We start from the raw sequence: 13,819 nt of genomic DNA on the forward strand, positions 1-13,819 counted from the left end.
CGTTCAGTTCCTCCGGTTTCCACCGACGATGGCCTTTCCGGCCGGGATCTTGATCTGGTAGCCGCCGTCCAGCTCGGTGCGGCCGCCGGGCGGCAGCTCGACCCGCCAGAGCCGGGTGCTGGGCGGGCAGTCCGGCGTGGAGACCGCCGGGGCCTGCCAGTCGGCCCGCTCCTCGATCCGGATCTCGGCGTCGGAGGTGACCGGCACGCGCTCGCGGACCTCCACGGTGACGGTGCGGCCGAGCCGGTTCGCCAGCTGGACGCGCACCCGGTGGTCGAGCACGGTACTGCTGCTCAGCATGCCCGCGGTGGACTCGTGCAGCTCGGTGCGGCGCGCCACCTCGATGCTCTCGGTGACCCCGATGCCCAGGCTCCGCAGCCCGCCCGGGGCGAGGGTGGGCAGGGCGGCGGTGAGCAGGAACTCGTCGTCGACGGTGACCTCGACCGGGCCGGCCAGCACGGCGCGGTCGGTCCGGTTGGCGAGCACCAGGGTGGCGTACACCTTCTCCTCGACGGCGGGGACGGTGACGTACTCCGGGCGGACGGACACCGGGATCTCGTCGATCGTGACGGTGTGCCAGGTGCCGTCGGACGGGATGTCGGCGGGGGCGGCGGAGTCGAAGCGGTGGTCGAAGGAGCCCGCCGACTCGCGGGGCGGGACAGCGTGCCGGGGGAGTGCCAGATGGCGGACCCGCTCGCCGCCGGTGTCACCCGGGGGCATCGCCGCCGGCCCGTAGTGGTCGGCCTGCTCGGCCTGGGGGCGCAGGGTGCCGCGGTGGGCGGCGGGTGCGTCGGGGCCGGCCAGGACGAGGCCGGGGTAGTCGAGCAGGGAGGCGTCCGGGGCGAAGCCGGTGCCGGGGGCCTCGGTGCCGCCGCCGCTTCGGCGGGAGCGGCGGGCGAGCGGGTGCAGGTCCGGCGGGGGCGCGCCGCCCGGTGCCACGGGGGCGGGTGGCGGCGCGGGGGCCTGGGGCATCGAAACCTGGGGCATCGAGGCTTGGTACATCGAGGCTTGCGGCAGGGGGGCTTGGGGCATCGGGGCGGCGGCGGGTGCACCGCCGTATCCGGCGAAGCCGCTCGGGGCGGGCGGGGGCTCCGGTACGGGTTCGTCGATGTCCAGGGTGCCGCCGCGCCCGGTGGGGGCGGCCAGCCGGGCGGCGTCGGCCACGAGGCCGGCGTCGGCGGGCCGGGCGCCCCCGAGGCGGTTGAGCCGGGCGGCGGATCCGTACGGGCCGGGGGCCGAGACGGCGAGCGGGGCCTTGCGGCGCGGGGCCGGGCGGGCTCCGGCTCCGGCGTCGTCGTAGCCGGTGAAGAGGTCGGCCAGGCCGGCCGGGGGCTCGCGCCAGCCGGACGGCGGCGGGGCGGGCTGGCTGCGGCCGATCCGCAGCGAGCGGAGCCGGGGCAGGTCGGTGCGGCGGTCGAGGTCGGCGGTGGAGAGGGCGAGCCGGACGCCGGTCCAGTCCTCTCCGGTCTGCTGGGCGACGGAGGCGCGCAGGACGAGTCGGCCGGTGTCGGCGCCCTGGCGGTAGGAGAGGCGGTAGGCGGGCGCCCAGCGGGCGGCCGGGACGCCGTACTCCAGCTCGATGTCGAGCCGGGCGGGGGGCTTCTCGGGGGCTGGGGCGACGGGTTCCCCGGCGGATTCCGGGGCGGATTCCATGATGGGTTCCGGGGCGGGCTGTGCGGAGAGCGCCGAGGCCTGCGCGGTGGTGAGGGTGAGCAGGACGGTGGCGGCGGTCCCGACCGGGTGGGCGGGGCCGGCCGTGGATGCGCGGTCCAGCCGGTCGGCGGCCAATTCGCGCTCGTGGTCCGCGAGTTCGACTTCCTTGGTGAGCTCCTCGGCGCGTCGCTGGAGCCGGGTCAGGCGCTCGTCGACGAAGTCGGCCAGCTCCAGCCAGGCGTCGGCGGGCGTCCGCCGCAGCGGTTCCTCGGGCCGCCGCTGCGGTGGTACGGCGCGCAGGGCGGAGGTCTCGGCGATCGCGGTCAGGACCAGTCGGCGGCGCTCGGTGAGTGCGCCCTGGCGCTCCATGGCCTCGTCCAACTCGCGGCGGAGCCGGGGGAGTTCGGTCGGCTCGTGGAACTCGGCGAGCAGCTCCAGCCGGGCCTCGGTGACCGCCGTCCCGCTCGGGCCGTCGAGCACCCGGGCGCGCAGCGAGCGGCCGTCCAGGGAGGAGGGCAGACCGGTCAGCCGCAGCCGGCCGTCGGCCGGGAGCGGGACGCTGGCCCGGCGGCGGCACACCGCGCCCTCGGCGTAGACCACGACGGAGTCCAGGACCGACGGGTGGGCGGGGACGGCGGGGGGTTTCGGGGGCCCGGCCTCGCCGACGTGTCGGGCCTCGCCGTTCTGCTGATCGTCGCCGCTGTGCTGATCGTCCATGCGCAATCCCTTCGTTCGCGTGCCGTGTTCCGCGTGTCGCCCGCGCCGTGCCCGGGCGGCCAGTCTGCCCCGCTTCGGTGCGGGCGTCGCCGGATTTCGCGGGGTGCGGCGTGTGTGCCCGTTGGCGGGTCTGGCGGTCTGGCGGTCTGGCGGCCTGGCGCGTTCGCGGTCCTGTGGTGCCCGCCGTGTCCGGCGTGCCTCCGCATGGTGTGGGACGGGGGCGGGGCCGCCGTGGTTGCCCAGCGGGTGGGCGGTGGGGGCGTGGGTGGGGCGGATGCGAGAGGATGGGGCGCGGGTGTTCCCGGCCGGTGCCGGGGCGCCGACCGGACCGAGAACCGGCGAGGTCGGGCAGCCCGGAACGCGAAGCCCGAGAATTCGAGAAGGAGCGCGACCCGCCATGCGCACTGCCGTCGTCGTCGGTACCGGACTGATCGGCACCTCCGCCGCGCTCGCCCTGGCCGGCCGCGGGCTGACCGTCCATCTGGAGGACGCCGACCCGGACGCCGCCCGGACCGCCGCCTCGCTCGGCGCCGGCATCACCGAGCCGGCCGACGGCCCGGTCGACTTGGCGATCATCGCCGTGCCGCCCGCCCTGGTCGGCAAGGTGCTCGCCGACTGCCAGCGCCGCAACCTGGCCCGCTGGTACACCGACGTCGCCAGCGTCAAGGCCGGCCCGCGCATCGAGGTCGCCGCGCTCGGCTGCGACACCGTCCACTACATCGGCAGCCACCCGATGGCCGGCCGCGAGCGCTCCGGCCCGCTGGCCGCCCGCGCCGACCTGTTCGAGGGCCGCCCCTGGGTGCTCACCCCCACCGACGACACCGACACCGAGACGCTCAACGCCGCCCTGGAACTGGTCGCGCTCTGCGGTGCGATGCCGATCGTGATGGACGCGACCGCGCACGACCGGGCCGTCGCCCTGGTCTCGCACGCCCCGCAGCTGGTGTCCTCGCTGGTCGCCGCCCGGCTGGAGCACGCCGACGAGACCGCCATAAGGCTCTCCGGGCAGGGTGTCCGGGACGTCACCAGGATCGCCGCCTCCAACCCCGGCATGTGGGTCGACATCCTCTCCGCCAACGCCGGCGCGGTCGCCGACATCCTGGAGGAGGTCGCCTCCGACCTCGGGGAGACCGTCGCCGCGCTGCGCGCCCTGGACGCCCCCGAGGAGGGCGAGCGCCGGGCGGGCGCGGCCGGGATCGAGGCGGTCATGCGGCGCGGCAACACCGGCCAGGCCCGCATCCCCGGCAAGCACGGCGCGCCGCCCACCCGGTACGAGACGGTGGCCGTGGTGCTCGGTGACCAGCCCGGCGAGCTGGGCCGGCTGTTCGGCGAGGTCGGCGCGGCCGGGGTCAACATCGAGGACGTCGTCATCGAGCACTCGACCGGCCAGCAGGTGGGCTTCGTCCAGCTGTCGGTGGCGCCCGGGGCGGTCAAGCCGCTCACGGTGGCGCTGCGGGCGAGCGGGTGGAGCGTCCGGGACTGATCGGGCTGCGGGGGCCGGTCGGCTTCTGGGACTTCGGTTGAGCGGTTCGGTCGAGCGGTTCGGTTGAGGGGGAGCAGGGATGATCATCGAGTTGCCGCTGGGCGAGACCCGGTACGGGTCCTACGGCCGGCCGGTGGACCTGGGGAACGAACGGTTCCTGCGGGCGGTGGTGGGTGGGGACTTCCGGATCCACCACCGCAGCGTCGAAGCGCTGGTCGAACTGCCCCGGCCGACGCCGCCGGACCCGGAGTCCACCGAGCCGGAGCCGACCTGCAGCCTGCTGGTGCGGGCGGTCCACGCCGCCTTCGCGGAGCACCTGCCGCTCAGCCTGTCGCCGGACGTGCTCTGGTATGCGGTGGTGCACGAGGTGGCCGTGCACGCGCGGATGTACGCGCCGAGGTACCGGGCGCTGTTCGGCGGTGCCGAGGGACGCCGGGAAGCGATCGTGGTCCGCGACGACGCCCTGGCGGCGCCCGGCCCGGACTGGTCGCGGTCGGTCCGGCTGGTGCGGGAGCCGCTGGCGGCGGCGGTCGGGGCCGAACTGGTGGAGCTGTTCCAGCCGGCGTTCTCGACGACCACGCCCGACGACGCCTCCTCCGCGCTGGTGGCGCTGATGGACGTGGTCAGTCCCTACTACGCCTTCCGCTGGGAGACCCGCTGTGGCATCCCGCGGATCCGGCTGGAGGGCACGGTCGAGGACTGGGCGCTGCTGGTGGCGCGGGTCGCCGGGCTGGCGGAGCGCTTCGACTGGCTGGCGCCGTGGTTCGCCGAACTGCGCCCGGTGCTCGACGAGATCGCGGCGACCGCGGCGGGCGGGACGGTCGACGACGAGTTCTGGCGCTCGCTCTTCAAGTGGCGGTCGATGTCCGGCGGCCCACGGGTGACCGGCTGGCTCACCGCCTTCCTCGCGCACACCCAGACCCCCGACGGGCCCCGGCTGCGCCAGTCCTTCGGCTGGCGGGAGGCGGACGCCAACCCGTACCACCGGGACTCCTTCGCGGTGAACGACTTCCCCTCGCACGTCTCCAAGGTGCCGTTCGTCTGGGACCACCTCGGCCGCGAGATCCCGATGGCCTTCACCGCCGGCATCCTCGGCATCGAGTGGGACGGGGAGTACCTGCGGCCCCGGCTGGGCAACGCCGTCCTGCGGATCCTGGGCCCCGACCAGGGCTGATACCGGGGCCGATATCGGCGCTGATACCGGGGCTGTACCGGAGCCAAGGGGGGCCGGCAGGGGGCTGGCACTGGGCTGATCGGGTGGCGGAGTGGGTAGGGCGGCGGTCCATTAACCTTGAGGGAGACAACCCCCTGCCGTCTGCCTCCCCAGGCCCCGGCTTTCACGCCCAGAGAGAGGTTCGGCCCCGTGGACACTGCCGACCGAGCGCACGCCCCGGTCGTCGTCGCGATCGACGGACCCTCCGGTTCGGGCAAGTCGACCGTCTCGCGGGCGGTGGCGGCCCAGCTGGGCCTGAGCTTCCTGGATACCGGAGCCATGTACCGGGCGATGACCTGGTGGATGCTGGCCAACGACGTCGCCGTGGCCGACCCGGAGGCGGTGGCCGTCGCGTGCGGCAAGCCGGTGATCGTGTCGGGCACGGACGCGGACGGTCCCACCATCACGGTGGACGGCCAGGACGTCTCCGGACCGATCCGCGGCCCCGAGGTGACGGCGCAGGTCAGCGCCGTCTCCGCGGTGCCGGCGGTGCGCTCCCGGCTGGTGGAGCTGCAGCGCGGCTGCGCCGAGGTCGCCGAGCGCGGCATCGTCGCCGAGGGCCGGGACATGGGGACGGTGGTGTTCCCGAACGCCACCGTCAAGGTGTTCCTGACCGCCTCCGAGCAGGCCCGGGCCGAGCGCCGGGCGGCCGAGCTGCGCGCCAAGGGCGTCGACGAGGCGACCATCACCGCGATGGCCGCCGACCTCGCCCGCCGGGACGCCGCGGACTCCTCCCGGAAGACGGCCCCGCTGGCCCAGGCCGCGGACGCCGTCCTGGTGGACACCAGCGAGCTCACCCTGGAGCAGGTGATCGACCGGATCGCCGCGCTGGTGGAGGAGCGGGCCGGGATGTCGTCGGTCTGAGAGGACGGACAGGCCTGAAGGGACGGACCGGTCTGAAGGACGGACCGGTCTGGACGGCCACAATGGTCTGAACGGCAGGAACGGCAGGAACGGCAGGAACGGCCTGAACAACCGGAATGGCCGGAACGGCCGAATGAGCTGCGGTGCCGCCGAGGTGCCGCGGAGAAAACCATCGCGCTGCCCCGAGCGGGGCAGGTACGCACGGCGCGCCCCTGGGAAGGGCCGCGCCGGGAAACGGAACAGACGAACATGACCGCAGAGCACTCCGACACCGGCCACGGTGGACTGGACGCCGCCGACTACGCCGAGTTCATGGCCATCGCCGCCGAGGAAGGCTTCGACGTCGACGGCGTGGACGGCTTCGACGGCGCCGAGCACGTACCGCTGCCGGTACTGGCCGTTGTCGGCCGCCCGAACGTCGGCAAGTCGACCCTGGTGAACCGCATCATCGGCCGCCGTGAGGCCGTCGTCGAGGACAAGCCGGGCGTCACCCGCGACCGGGTCACCTACGAGGCCAGCTGGAACGGCCGCCGCTTCAAGGTCGTCGACACCGGCGGCTGGGAGATCGACGTCCTCGGCATCGACGCGATGGTGGCCGCGCAGGCCGAGCTCGGCATCGAGCAGGCCGACGCGGTGCTGTTCGTGGTCGACGCCACCGTCGGCGCCACCGACACCGACGAAGCCCTGATCAAGCTCATCCGCCGGGCCGGCAAGCCGACCGTGCTGTGCGCCAACAAGGTCGACGGCCCGTCCACCGAGGCCGAGGCCGCCTACCTGTGGTCGCTGGGCCTGGGCGAGCCGTACCCCGTCTCCGCGCTGCACGGCCGAGGCTCGGGCGACCTGCTCGACGCCGTCATGGACGCGCTGCCCGAGGCCCCGCCGCAGACCTTCGGCGACGCCGCCCCCGGAGGCCCGCGCCGCATCGCGCTGATCGGCCGCCCGAACGTGGGCAAGTCCAGCCTGCTGAACAAGGTCGCCGGCGAGGAGCGGGTGGTCGTCAACGAGCTGGCCGGCACCACCCGTGACCCGGTCGACGAGATGATCGAACTCGCCGGCAAGACCTGGAAGTTCGTCGACACCGCCGGCATCCGCCGTCGCGTCCACCTGACCGCCGGCGCCGACTTCTACGCCTCGCTGCGGACCTCCGCCGCGCTGGAGAAGGCCGAGGTCGCGGTCGTCCTGGTCGACGCCAGCGAGACCCTCGCCGAGCAGGACACCCGGATCATCTCGATGGCCGTCGAGGCCGGGCGCGCCGTCGTCATCGCCTACAACAAGTGGGACCAGATGGACGAGGAGCGCCGCTTCTACCTGGAGCGCGAGATCGAGCGCGACCTCGTCCAGGTGCAGTGGGCCCCCCGGGTCAACGTCTCGGCCAAGACCGGCCGGCACATGGAGAAGCTCGTCCCGGCGATCGAGACCGCGCTGGAGGGCTGGGAGACCCGCATCCCGACCGCGCGGCTGAACGCCTTCCTCGGCGAGCTGGTGGCCGCCCACCCGCACCCGATCCGCGGTGGCAAGCAGCCGCGCGTCCTGTTCGGCACCCAGGCGGGCATCCGTCCGCCGCGGTTCGTGCTGTTCGCCTCGGGCTTCCTGGAGGCCGGCTACCGGCGCTTCATCGAGCGCCGGCTGCGTGAGGAGTTCGGCTTCGTCGGGACGCCGATCTCGATCTCGGTGCGGGTCCGGGAGAAGCGCAAGAGGAAGTAGGACGTCGTGATCCACCGGCAGTAGTCGGTGGGTGCCGGCAGCAGGTGTGGGCGAGGGCCCCGTCACGGTGGTGGCGGGGCCCTCGTCGCGTGTACGGGGTCGTGCGGGCGCTGTGCGGGCGCCGTGGGGGTGGTGCGCAGGCGGGCGGTTCAGTGGTGGTCGCTGTTGCGGCCCGGGGGGAGGGAGAGCATCTGGCGGTGGCGGCCGCCGGTGGGCGCGGCGGTGGCGACGCCGGTGGCGGTGCCCATGGCCGGGGCGGGGGCCGGGGGCGGCGCGGGCATCGCGTGCGGGATCGGGCCGAGGTAGCCGGCGGCCACCCAGCCCTGGCCGTTGGTGAACTGGGGCGGCGGGGGCGGGGTGTGCTGAGGGGCGGTGGCCGCCGGGGCGGCCTGGCCGAAGCCGTCGCTGGTCGGGGCGGCGGGCTCGGCGTGGGGGTGCGGCTGAGGGGCGCTGTGGCCGGTGTGGCCCATCGCGCCGTGATGGGTGTGGCCGGTGGCGTTGTGGTGGGTGTGGCTCGTGGCGCCGTGGCCGGAGTGCCCGGTGACGCCGTGGTTGGCGGCGTGCCCTGCGGAGTGGCCGTGCTGCTGGCTCGGCATGTACTGCGGCAGGCCGGGCGCCTGTCCCCCGTAGCTGTGGAAGGCCTGGTGCTGGGGCGGGTACGGGCGCGGTTCGCCGAGCACCGGGTAACCGTCGCGGACCGCGAAGCCGGTGAACTTCAGGTCCTCCTCGCCCGAGCGGTCGCCCGGGAGCGCGCGGAACAGCCGCCGGTACTCGGAGTACAGCTCGTCGTAGATCGGCGTCGTCGAGTGCGGGTGCTCCGCGTCGTACGACGGGCGCATGCCGGGGATCGAGCGGGGGGCGGTGGTGGACCGGCCGGGGGACGCGGAGACGTCGTAGCTGTACACACAGGGGCCAACGAGTGAGGGGGCACAGGGATGCGGGGTTGCCGGGGCCCGGCCGGAAGGCGGCTTGTGCCGAGGGGGAGGCCGCCTTCCGGCGGGTGCGGAGCCCGGGCGTGGAGCCCGGGTGCCGGCGGGTTGGGGCGCGGCTGGGGCTGGGGCTGGGGCTGGGTGCTGCTGGGGCGGGGGCGCGGCTGGGTCGGGCGCGCGCTGCTGGGGCTGGGTGCCGAGGGGCTCAGGTGCCGGCGAGGGGGAGGGAGGCGGCGACCACCTGGCCCAGTGCCACCGCCCGCTCCAGCGCCTGGCGGAGCAGGTCCTCGCGCGGCTGACGGCCCACCATCCCGGCCGGGACGGCGTACATGGTGACCTCGGAGAGCTGGCTCGCGGCCATCCGCCAGGCGTCGGTGACCTGGAGCGGCTGGTGCGCCTGCCACCAGCCGGTGCTGCCGCCGGCGGCAGCGGGCTGCAGGATCGCGTGCAGCTTGCCCATCGCCACCAGGACCGACCAGCCGCCCAGTTGGTCCGGGGTCTCGTCGAGGTCGGTGATGGCCTGGAAGCCGGCGTCCTGGAGCAGGTCGAGGAACTCGTCCTCGCCCGAGGTGCTGCCGGGGCGCCCGACCGGGCCGGTCGGCTCGACGACCAGCGAGGCGTGCCCGACCTTGCCGTGCAGCACCAGCCCGCAGGTGATGCCGAGGATGGCGGCCTGGCCCGGCGCGCTGGGCTGGGGGGTGGGGGCGGTCGCCGGGGTCGGCGCGGGAATGGGCACCAGCGGGTGCGCGGGTGCGGCCGGGGCGCCGGTCTGGGCCTGGCTGATGCTGCGGACAGCGCCGACCAGTTGCTCCTCGGCCACCGGCACCACCTGGGACGGGATGCAGCGGGCGTGGGCGAAGGCGAGTACGGCGGTCTCCTCGCCGACGAACAGGACGGTGCTGGTGGGCTCCGCGTGGGTGTCGCCGGAGGTGCGGCAGGAGGTGCATTCGTAGCTGTCGGGTGCGCGGTCGCCGCCGAGGAGGCGGTCCGCCTCGTCGTCGCCGATCTCGGACCGGACCTCGTCGCTGACGTCGAGCATGCGCGGCACGGGTTCTCCTCTTGGTGGGTGCGGTTGGCGGTCGGGGGCGGATACGGGGAGGTCGCCATGACCAACGGGCCCTTGTGTCAGGCGTCACGGGTGGTCGACGAGGCTGACGGGAATTGCCTCTGATCCGACCGCGCCGCGTGTTCTCGTGGTCGCAATGTGTCGATGTCGGTGGCAGGACTGCCGGAATGAAACCGTGAGGTGAGTCACGCCGCCGTGATGTTTGATCTACGAATCGACGGCTAAAACGGGCATTTCGGGCAAGATTGTGCGGTCATTACCGCCGGTAACCCTTGGCTGAGCTGGGCAGACCGGTGGAGTTTTGGTTTCCCCGCCGACCGGCTCGTAGCTTCATTGGCGGCGCAACGAGCGCCACCCGGGTTCACCCCCGACGCACCGCCCCTCCGGCTTCCCGCCGGATGCGGCAGGTGCCCGCCGACGCGATCGCTCGAACAGGTCGCCGGTGAGCGGCTGGGTGGCCGGGGCGGCAAGCGGCACGTCCGACACGTGCACGGTCGCCCGATGGACGCGGCAAGTGAACGCGGCCCTCTCCAGGGCCTGGTTCCGCATGCCCGCCCGGGGCTTTCGAGAGGAACCCCATGACCTTCCGTCACGAGACCGCCGCTGCCACCACCTCCACGGTCACCAAGCGCAACCGCGTCCGGATGGCTGTCGTGGCGGGCGCCGCTGTCGCGGCCCTGCCGGTGGCCGGCCTCGTCACGGCCACCTCGGCCTCCGCCGCCTCCGTCTCCACCTGGGACTCCGTCGCCCAGTGTGAGAGCGGCGGCAACTGGGCCATCAACACCGGCAACGGTTTCTACGGCGGACTGCAGTTCACCTCCAGCACCTGGGCCGCCTTCGGCGGCACCGCCTACGCCTCGCAGGCCAACCAGGCCACCAAGGCGCAGCAGATCGCCGTCGCCGAGAAGGTCCTCGCCTCGCAGGGCCCGGGCGCCTGGCCCGTGTGCTCCGTCAAGGCCGGCCTGACCAAGGGCGGCGCCCCGGCGGCCGTCGACACCTCGGCCGGTTCGACCGCCGGTTCGACCGCCGCCAAGCCGGCTGCCCCGGCCGCCAAGCCGGCGCAGACCCAGGCCCCGAAGGCCGCCGCTGCCCCGAAGGCCGATGTCGCGCCGAAGGCCGCCGCCCCGAAGGCCGCCGCTGCGCCGAAGGCTGACGTCGCGCCGAAGGCCGCGCCGAAGAACGACGCCGCCAAGGGCGCCAAGGGCTGGACCGGCTCGAACGACGCCAAGCCGGCCAAGGGCGACAGCTACACCGTCAAGTCCGGTGACACCCTGAGCTCGATCGCCGCCGCGCAGGGCCTGGACTGGCACGACCTGTACAAGAACAACGCCAAGGTCATCGGTGGCAACCCCGACCTGATCCTCCCGGGCCAGACCCTGAGCGTCTGATCAGTTGAGCCTCTGAGCCTCTGAGTGTTTGAGCAGCTGAGCGTTTGACACCGGCTCTCCGGGGTCTGCCGCCTGATGTCGGCTGTCCGACGTCCCCGGCCTGAGCTCGGTTCAGCGGGCCTCCCGGCCCCGGCGCTGTGCTGACACCACGGCCGCTTCTCCGCTGTGCGGGGGAGCGGCCGTTGGCGTTTCCGGTGCTTCTGGCGTCTCTGGTGTTTCTGGCGCGTTCGGCGCGTTCGGAGTGTCGTTGGGGAGGGTCGTGCGGCGACCAGCCTAGGGTCGGCTGCTGTGCTGCCTCCGTGTGACGAGCGTATGTGCCGGGTCGTGCTTCGGCTGGGCGTCGCCGTGGTGCTGCTGGCGGGGTCGGCGGCGATCCCCTGGGAGCGGGCCGGTGCGGCGGTCCGGGTCGCGGACGTCGTGTGGGACGGCCTCGCCGAGTGCGAGAGCGGCGGCGACTGGCAGGCCGACACCGGCAACGGCTACTACGGCGGCCTGCAGATCTGGCCGCCCACCTGGGAGGTCGCCGGAGGCTTGCGCTTCGCCGACCGGCCGGACCACGCGAGCCGCCGGGAGCAGACGACGGTCGGCGAGGAGATCCTCCGACGGCAGGGCTGGGAGGCGTGGCCGGACTGCGCGCGGGAGCTGGGGCTGATCGGTGGATCGCCGGCCCCCGGCGGCAGCCCGACCTCCGGCGGCAGCCCGACTCCCGGCGGCAGCCCGACTCCCGGTGGCGGTCCGGCCCCCGGCGGCAGCCCGCCCCCCGGTGGCGGTCCGGGCTCCCGAGACCGGCCGGGTTTCTGAGGCCGGCCGGGTTTGTGAGGCCGACAGGGTTTCTGAGGCCGGCCGGGCTTCGGCCGTGGCGGTGCGGGAGGATGGTGGGGTGATCCAGGGCGAACTGTTCGGTGACCTGCCCGGTGCCGTCCCGGGCGGCCGGTCGGGGTCCGCTGCCGCGCGCGGGCGCGCCGAGCCCGCCCCCGGTGCCGTCCTCCTCCCCGGCTGGCTGGACGCCGATGCCCAGCTGCGCCTGGTCGCCGCCTGCCGGGAGTGGGCCCGCCCACCGGCCGGCCTGCACGCCGTGCGGATGCCCACCGGCGGAATGATGTCCGTACGGATGGTCAGCCTCGGATGGCACTGGTATCCGTACGGTTATCGGAGGGACGCGGAGGACGGCACGCCCGTCAAGCCGTTCCCGCCCGAACTCGACCGCCTCGCCCGCCGGGCCGTCGCCGACGCCTACGGGACGGACGCCCGGCAGATCGCCGGTGCCGCGTCGTACGAACCCGACATCGCGATCGTCAACCACTACCCGCACGGCGCGAAGATGGGCCTCCACCAGGACCGCGACGAGCGGACCGACGCGCCCGTGGTCTCGCTCTCACTCGGCGACGCCTGCGTGTTCCGGCTCGGGAACACCGAGACCCGGACCCGCCCGTGGACCGACCTGGAGCTGCGCAGCGGGGACCTGCTGGTGTTCGGCGGCCCGGCCCGGTTCGCTTACCACGGCGTGGTGCGCACGCTGCCCGGCACGGCGGATCCGGCGCTGGGTCTGGTCGGCCGACTCAACATCACCGTGCGGCAGTCGGGGCTGGCGGCGGGGGAGGCCTGAGTCCGGGTGGGCGTTCGTTCGTCCGTCCGCCTGGCGTCCGCTCGTCCGCTCTCCCCCTACTGCTCGCTCGCCGCTCGCTTACTCGTTCGAGTGAATCGGCTCCTTCGGCCCGGTGGGCGGGAATGACCCCGGTCGCCGGAGAATTCGAGTGGGTTGGAGAATTCGATCAGGACGGGCACCGGAGCCGGGCGGAAGACCTCCGCCGGGGCCGTGGGCCTGGAGAGGAAGCGCACGCATGGGTACCCCCGTCGACGACCTTGTCGACCTGCTCGACCTGGAGCAGATCGAACTGAACATCTTCCGCGGGCGCAGCCCCGAGGAGGCGCTGCAGCGGACGTTCGGCGGCCAGGTCGCCGGGCAGGCGCTGGTCGCGGCCGGGCGCACGGTGGACGGCGACCGTCCGGTCCACTCGCTGCACGCCTACTTCCTGCGCCCCGGGGTGCCCGGCGTGCCGATCGTCTACCAGGTCGACCGGATCCGCGACGGCCGCTCCTTCACCACGCGCCGGGTGCTCGCCATCCAGGGCGGTCGGTCGATCTTCGCCCTCACCGCCGACTTCCACCGCCCCGAAGAGGGCGGCATCGAGCACCAGCACCCCATACCGGACGTCCCCGCGCCCGAGGACCTGCCCAGCGCTCTGGAGGAGGTCGGCTCCCGACTCGGCGAACTCCCCCCGTTCATCAGCCGCCGCCAGCCCTTCGACATCCGCTACGTCGACCGGCTGCGCTGGACGAAGGAGGAGCTGGCCGGGGTCGAGGCGCGCAGCGGCGTCTGGCTGCGGACGGACGGCCCGCTGCCGGACGACCCGCTGATCCACGTCTGTGCCCTCACCTACGCCAGCGACATGACGCTGCTCGACGCCGTCCGCGCCCCCGTCGAGCCGCTCTGGGGCACCCGGCATTTCGACATGGCCTCGCTGGACCACGCGATGTGGTTCCACCGCCCGTTCCGTACGGACGACTGGCTGCTGTACCAGCAGGAGTCCCCGATCGCCCACGGCGCGCGCGGCCTCGCGCGCGGGCAGATCTTCGACCGGAGCGGGCGGCTGGTGGTGTCGGTGGTGCAGGAGGGGCTGTTCCGGCCGCTGGGCGCCGGCAGCTGACGGGGCGGGCGCGTGGATGCGTCGGCGGCCGGGTGCCGGGTGCCGGGTGCCGGGCGTCGGGCGTCGGGCGTCGGCCGAGCGGGCCGGTCTTCGT

11 protein-coding genes are annotated in these 13,819 nt (G+C 74.3%); 8 read left to right on the plus strand and 3 right to left on the minus strand.

Annotated features, from left to right (window positions below; translation table 11 throughout):
* Window positions 1-3: 3 nt before the first annotated feature.
* Window positions 4-2,370 (minus strand): DUF4139 domain-containing protein, encoded by a 2,367-nt coding sequence (locus tag AC07AL_RS07540; RefSeq protein ID WP_478317152.1) that lies wholly within the window; start codon window positions 2,368-2,370, stop codon window positions 4-6.
* A 397-nt stretch (window positions 2,371-2,767) separates the two neighbouring features.
* Here AC07AL_RS07540 and AC07AL_RS07545 point away from each other — a divergent pair, with 397 nt between their 5' ends.
* The 4 genes from AC07AL_RS07545 (at window position 2,768) to der (ending at window position 7,634) form a co-directional block, all read left to right on the plus strand.
* On the plus strand, window positions 2,768-3,853 hold the full coding sequence (locus AC07AL_RS07545; protein ID WP_363587002.1) for a prephenate dehydrogenase: 1,086 nt from the start codon (window positions 2,768-2,770) through the stop codon (window positions 3,851-3,853).
* Window positions 3,854-3,932: 79 nt separating this feature from the next.
* Window positions 3,933-5,027: a DUF4419 domain-containing protein gene (locus tag AC07AL_RS07550; protein ID WP_478317153.1), complete on the plus strand. Its 1,095-nt coding sequence runs from the start codon at window positions 3,933-3,935 to the stop codon at window positions 5,025-5,027.
* Window positions 5,028-5,216: 189 nt separating this feature from the next.
* Entirely contained in the window at window positions 5,217-5,930 is a 714-nt protein-coding gene (cmk, locus tag AC07AL_RS07555; RefSeq protein ID WP_363629139.1) for a (d)CMP kinase, read from the plus strand.
* A 249-nt stretch (window positions 5,931-6,179) separates the two neighbouring features.
* Window positions 6,180-7,634, plus strand: coding sequence for a ribosome biogenesis GTPase Der (gene der / locus AC07AL_RS07560; RefSeq protein WP_363587005.1), 1,455 nt, complete (start codon window positions 6,180-6,182; stop codon window positions 7,632-7,634).
* Between the two features lie 149 nt (window positions 7,635-7,783).
* Here der and AC07AL_RS07565 read toward each other — a convergent pair whose 3' ends face one another.
* Both AC07AL_RS07565 and AC07AL_RS07570 read right to left on the minus strand, forming a co-directional pair.
* Complete coding sequence (locus tag AC07AL_RS07565; protein WP_478317154.1) at window positions 7,784-8,539, minus strand: hypothetical protein; 756 nt, start codon at window positions 8,537-8,539, stop codon at window positions 7,784-7,786.
* A gap of 229 nt (window positions 8,540-8,768) precedes the next feature.
* Window positions 8,769-9,602 carry a hypothetical protein gene (locus AC07AL_RS07570; protein WP_363587031.1) on the minus strand — a complete coding sequence of 278 codons (834 nt, stop codon included), beginning with the start codon at window positions 9,600-9,602 and terminating at the stop codon, window positions 8,769-8,771.
* Between the two features lie 605 nt (window positions 9,603-10,207).
* On the opposite strand from AC07AL_RS07570, the gene AC07AL_RS07575 reads away from it, so the two are divergent.
* From AC07AL_RS07575 to AC07AL_RS07590, 4 genes are all read left to right on the plus strand, one after another.
* Window positions 10,208-11,017 carry a transglycosylase family protein gene (locus AC07AL_RS07575; RefSeq protein WP_478317155.1) on the plus strand — a complete coding sequence of 270 codons (810 nt, stop codon included), beginning with the start codon at window positions 10,208-10,210 and terminating at the stop codon, window positions 11,015-11,017.
* A 324-nt stretch (window positions 11,018-11,341) separates the two neighbouring features.
* Entirely contained in the window at window positions 11,342-11,818 is a 477-nt protein-coding gene (locus tag AC07AL_RS07580; RefSeq protein ID WP_478317156.1) for a transglycosylase family protein, read from the plus strand.
* Between the two features lie 106 nt (window positions 11,819-11,924).
* Window positions 11,925-12,623 (plus strand): alpha-ketoglutarate-dependent dioxygenase AlkB family protein, encoded by a 699-nt coding sequence (locus AC07AL_RS07585; RefSeq protein ID WP_363629158.1) that lies wholly within the window; start codon window positions 11,925-11,927, stop codon window positions 12,621-12,623.
* Between the two features lie 235 nt (window positions 12,624-12,858).
* Window positions 12,859-13,725 carry an acyl-CoA thioesterase gene (locus AC07AL_RS07590; protein WP_363587009.1) on the plus strand — a complete coding sequence of 289 codons (867 nt, stop codon included), beginning with the start codon at window positions 12,859-12,861 and terminating at the stop codon, window positions 13,723-13,725.
* The last annotated feature ends 94 nt before the right edge of the window (window positions 13,726-13,819 follow it).

The sequence above is a fragment of the Kitasatospora sp. NPDC043949 genome (assembly GCF_056435365.1).

Bases quoted from the DNA above. Each gene is read 5' to 3' on its own strand.
- AC07AL_RS07540 (WP_478317152.1), bottom strand. From the start codon at position 2,370: ATGGACGATCAGCACAGCGGCGACGATCAGCAGAACGGCGAGGCCCGA.
- AC07AL_RS07545 (WP_363587002.1), top strand. From the start codon at position 2,768: ATGCGCACTGCCGTCGTCGTCGGTACCGGACTGATCGGCACCTCCGCC.
- AC07AL_RS07550 (WP_478317153.1), top strand. From the start codon at position 3,933: ATGATCATCGAGTTGCCGCTGGGCGAGACCCGGTACGGGTCCTACGGC.
- der (WP_363587005.1), top strand. From the start codon at position 6,180: ATGACCGCAGAGCACTCCGACACCGGCCACGGTGGACTGGACGCCGCC.
- AC07AL_RS07570 (WP_363587031.1), bottom strand. From the start codon at position 9,602: ATGCTCGACGTCAGCGACGAGGTCCGGTCCGAGATCGGCGACGACGAG.
- AC07AL_RS07575 (WP_478317155.1), top strand. From the start codon at position 10,208: ATGACCTTCCGTCACGAGACCGCCGCTGCCACCACCTCCACGGTCACC.
- AC07AL_RS07590 (WP_363587009.1), top strand. From the start codon at position 12,859: ATGGGTACCCCCGTCGACGACCTTGTCGACCTGCTCGACCTGGAGCAG.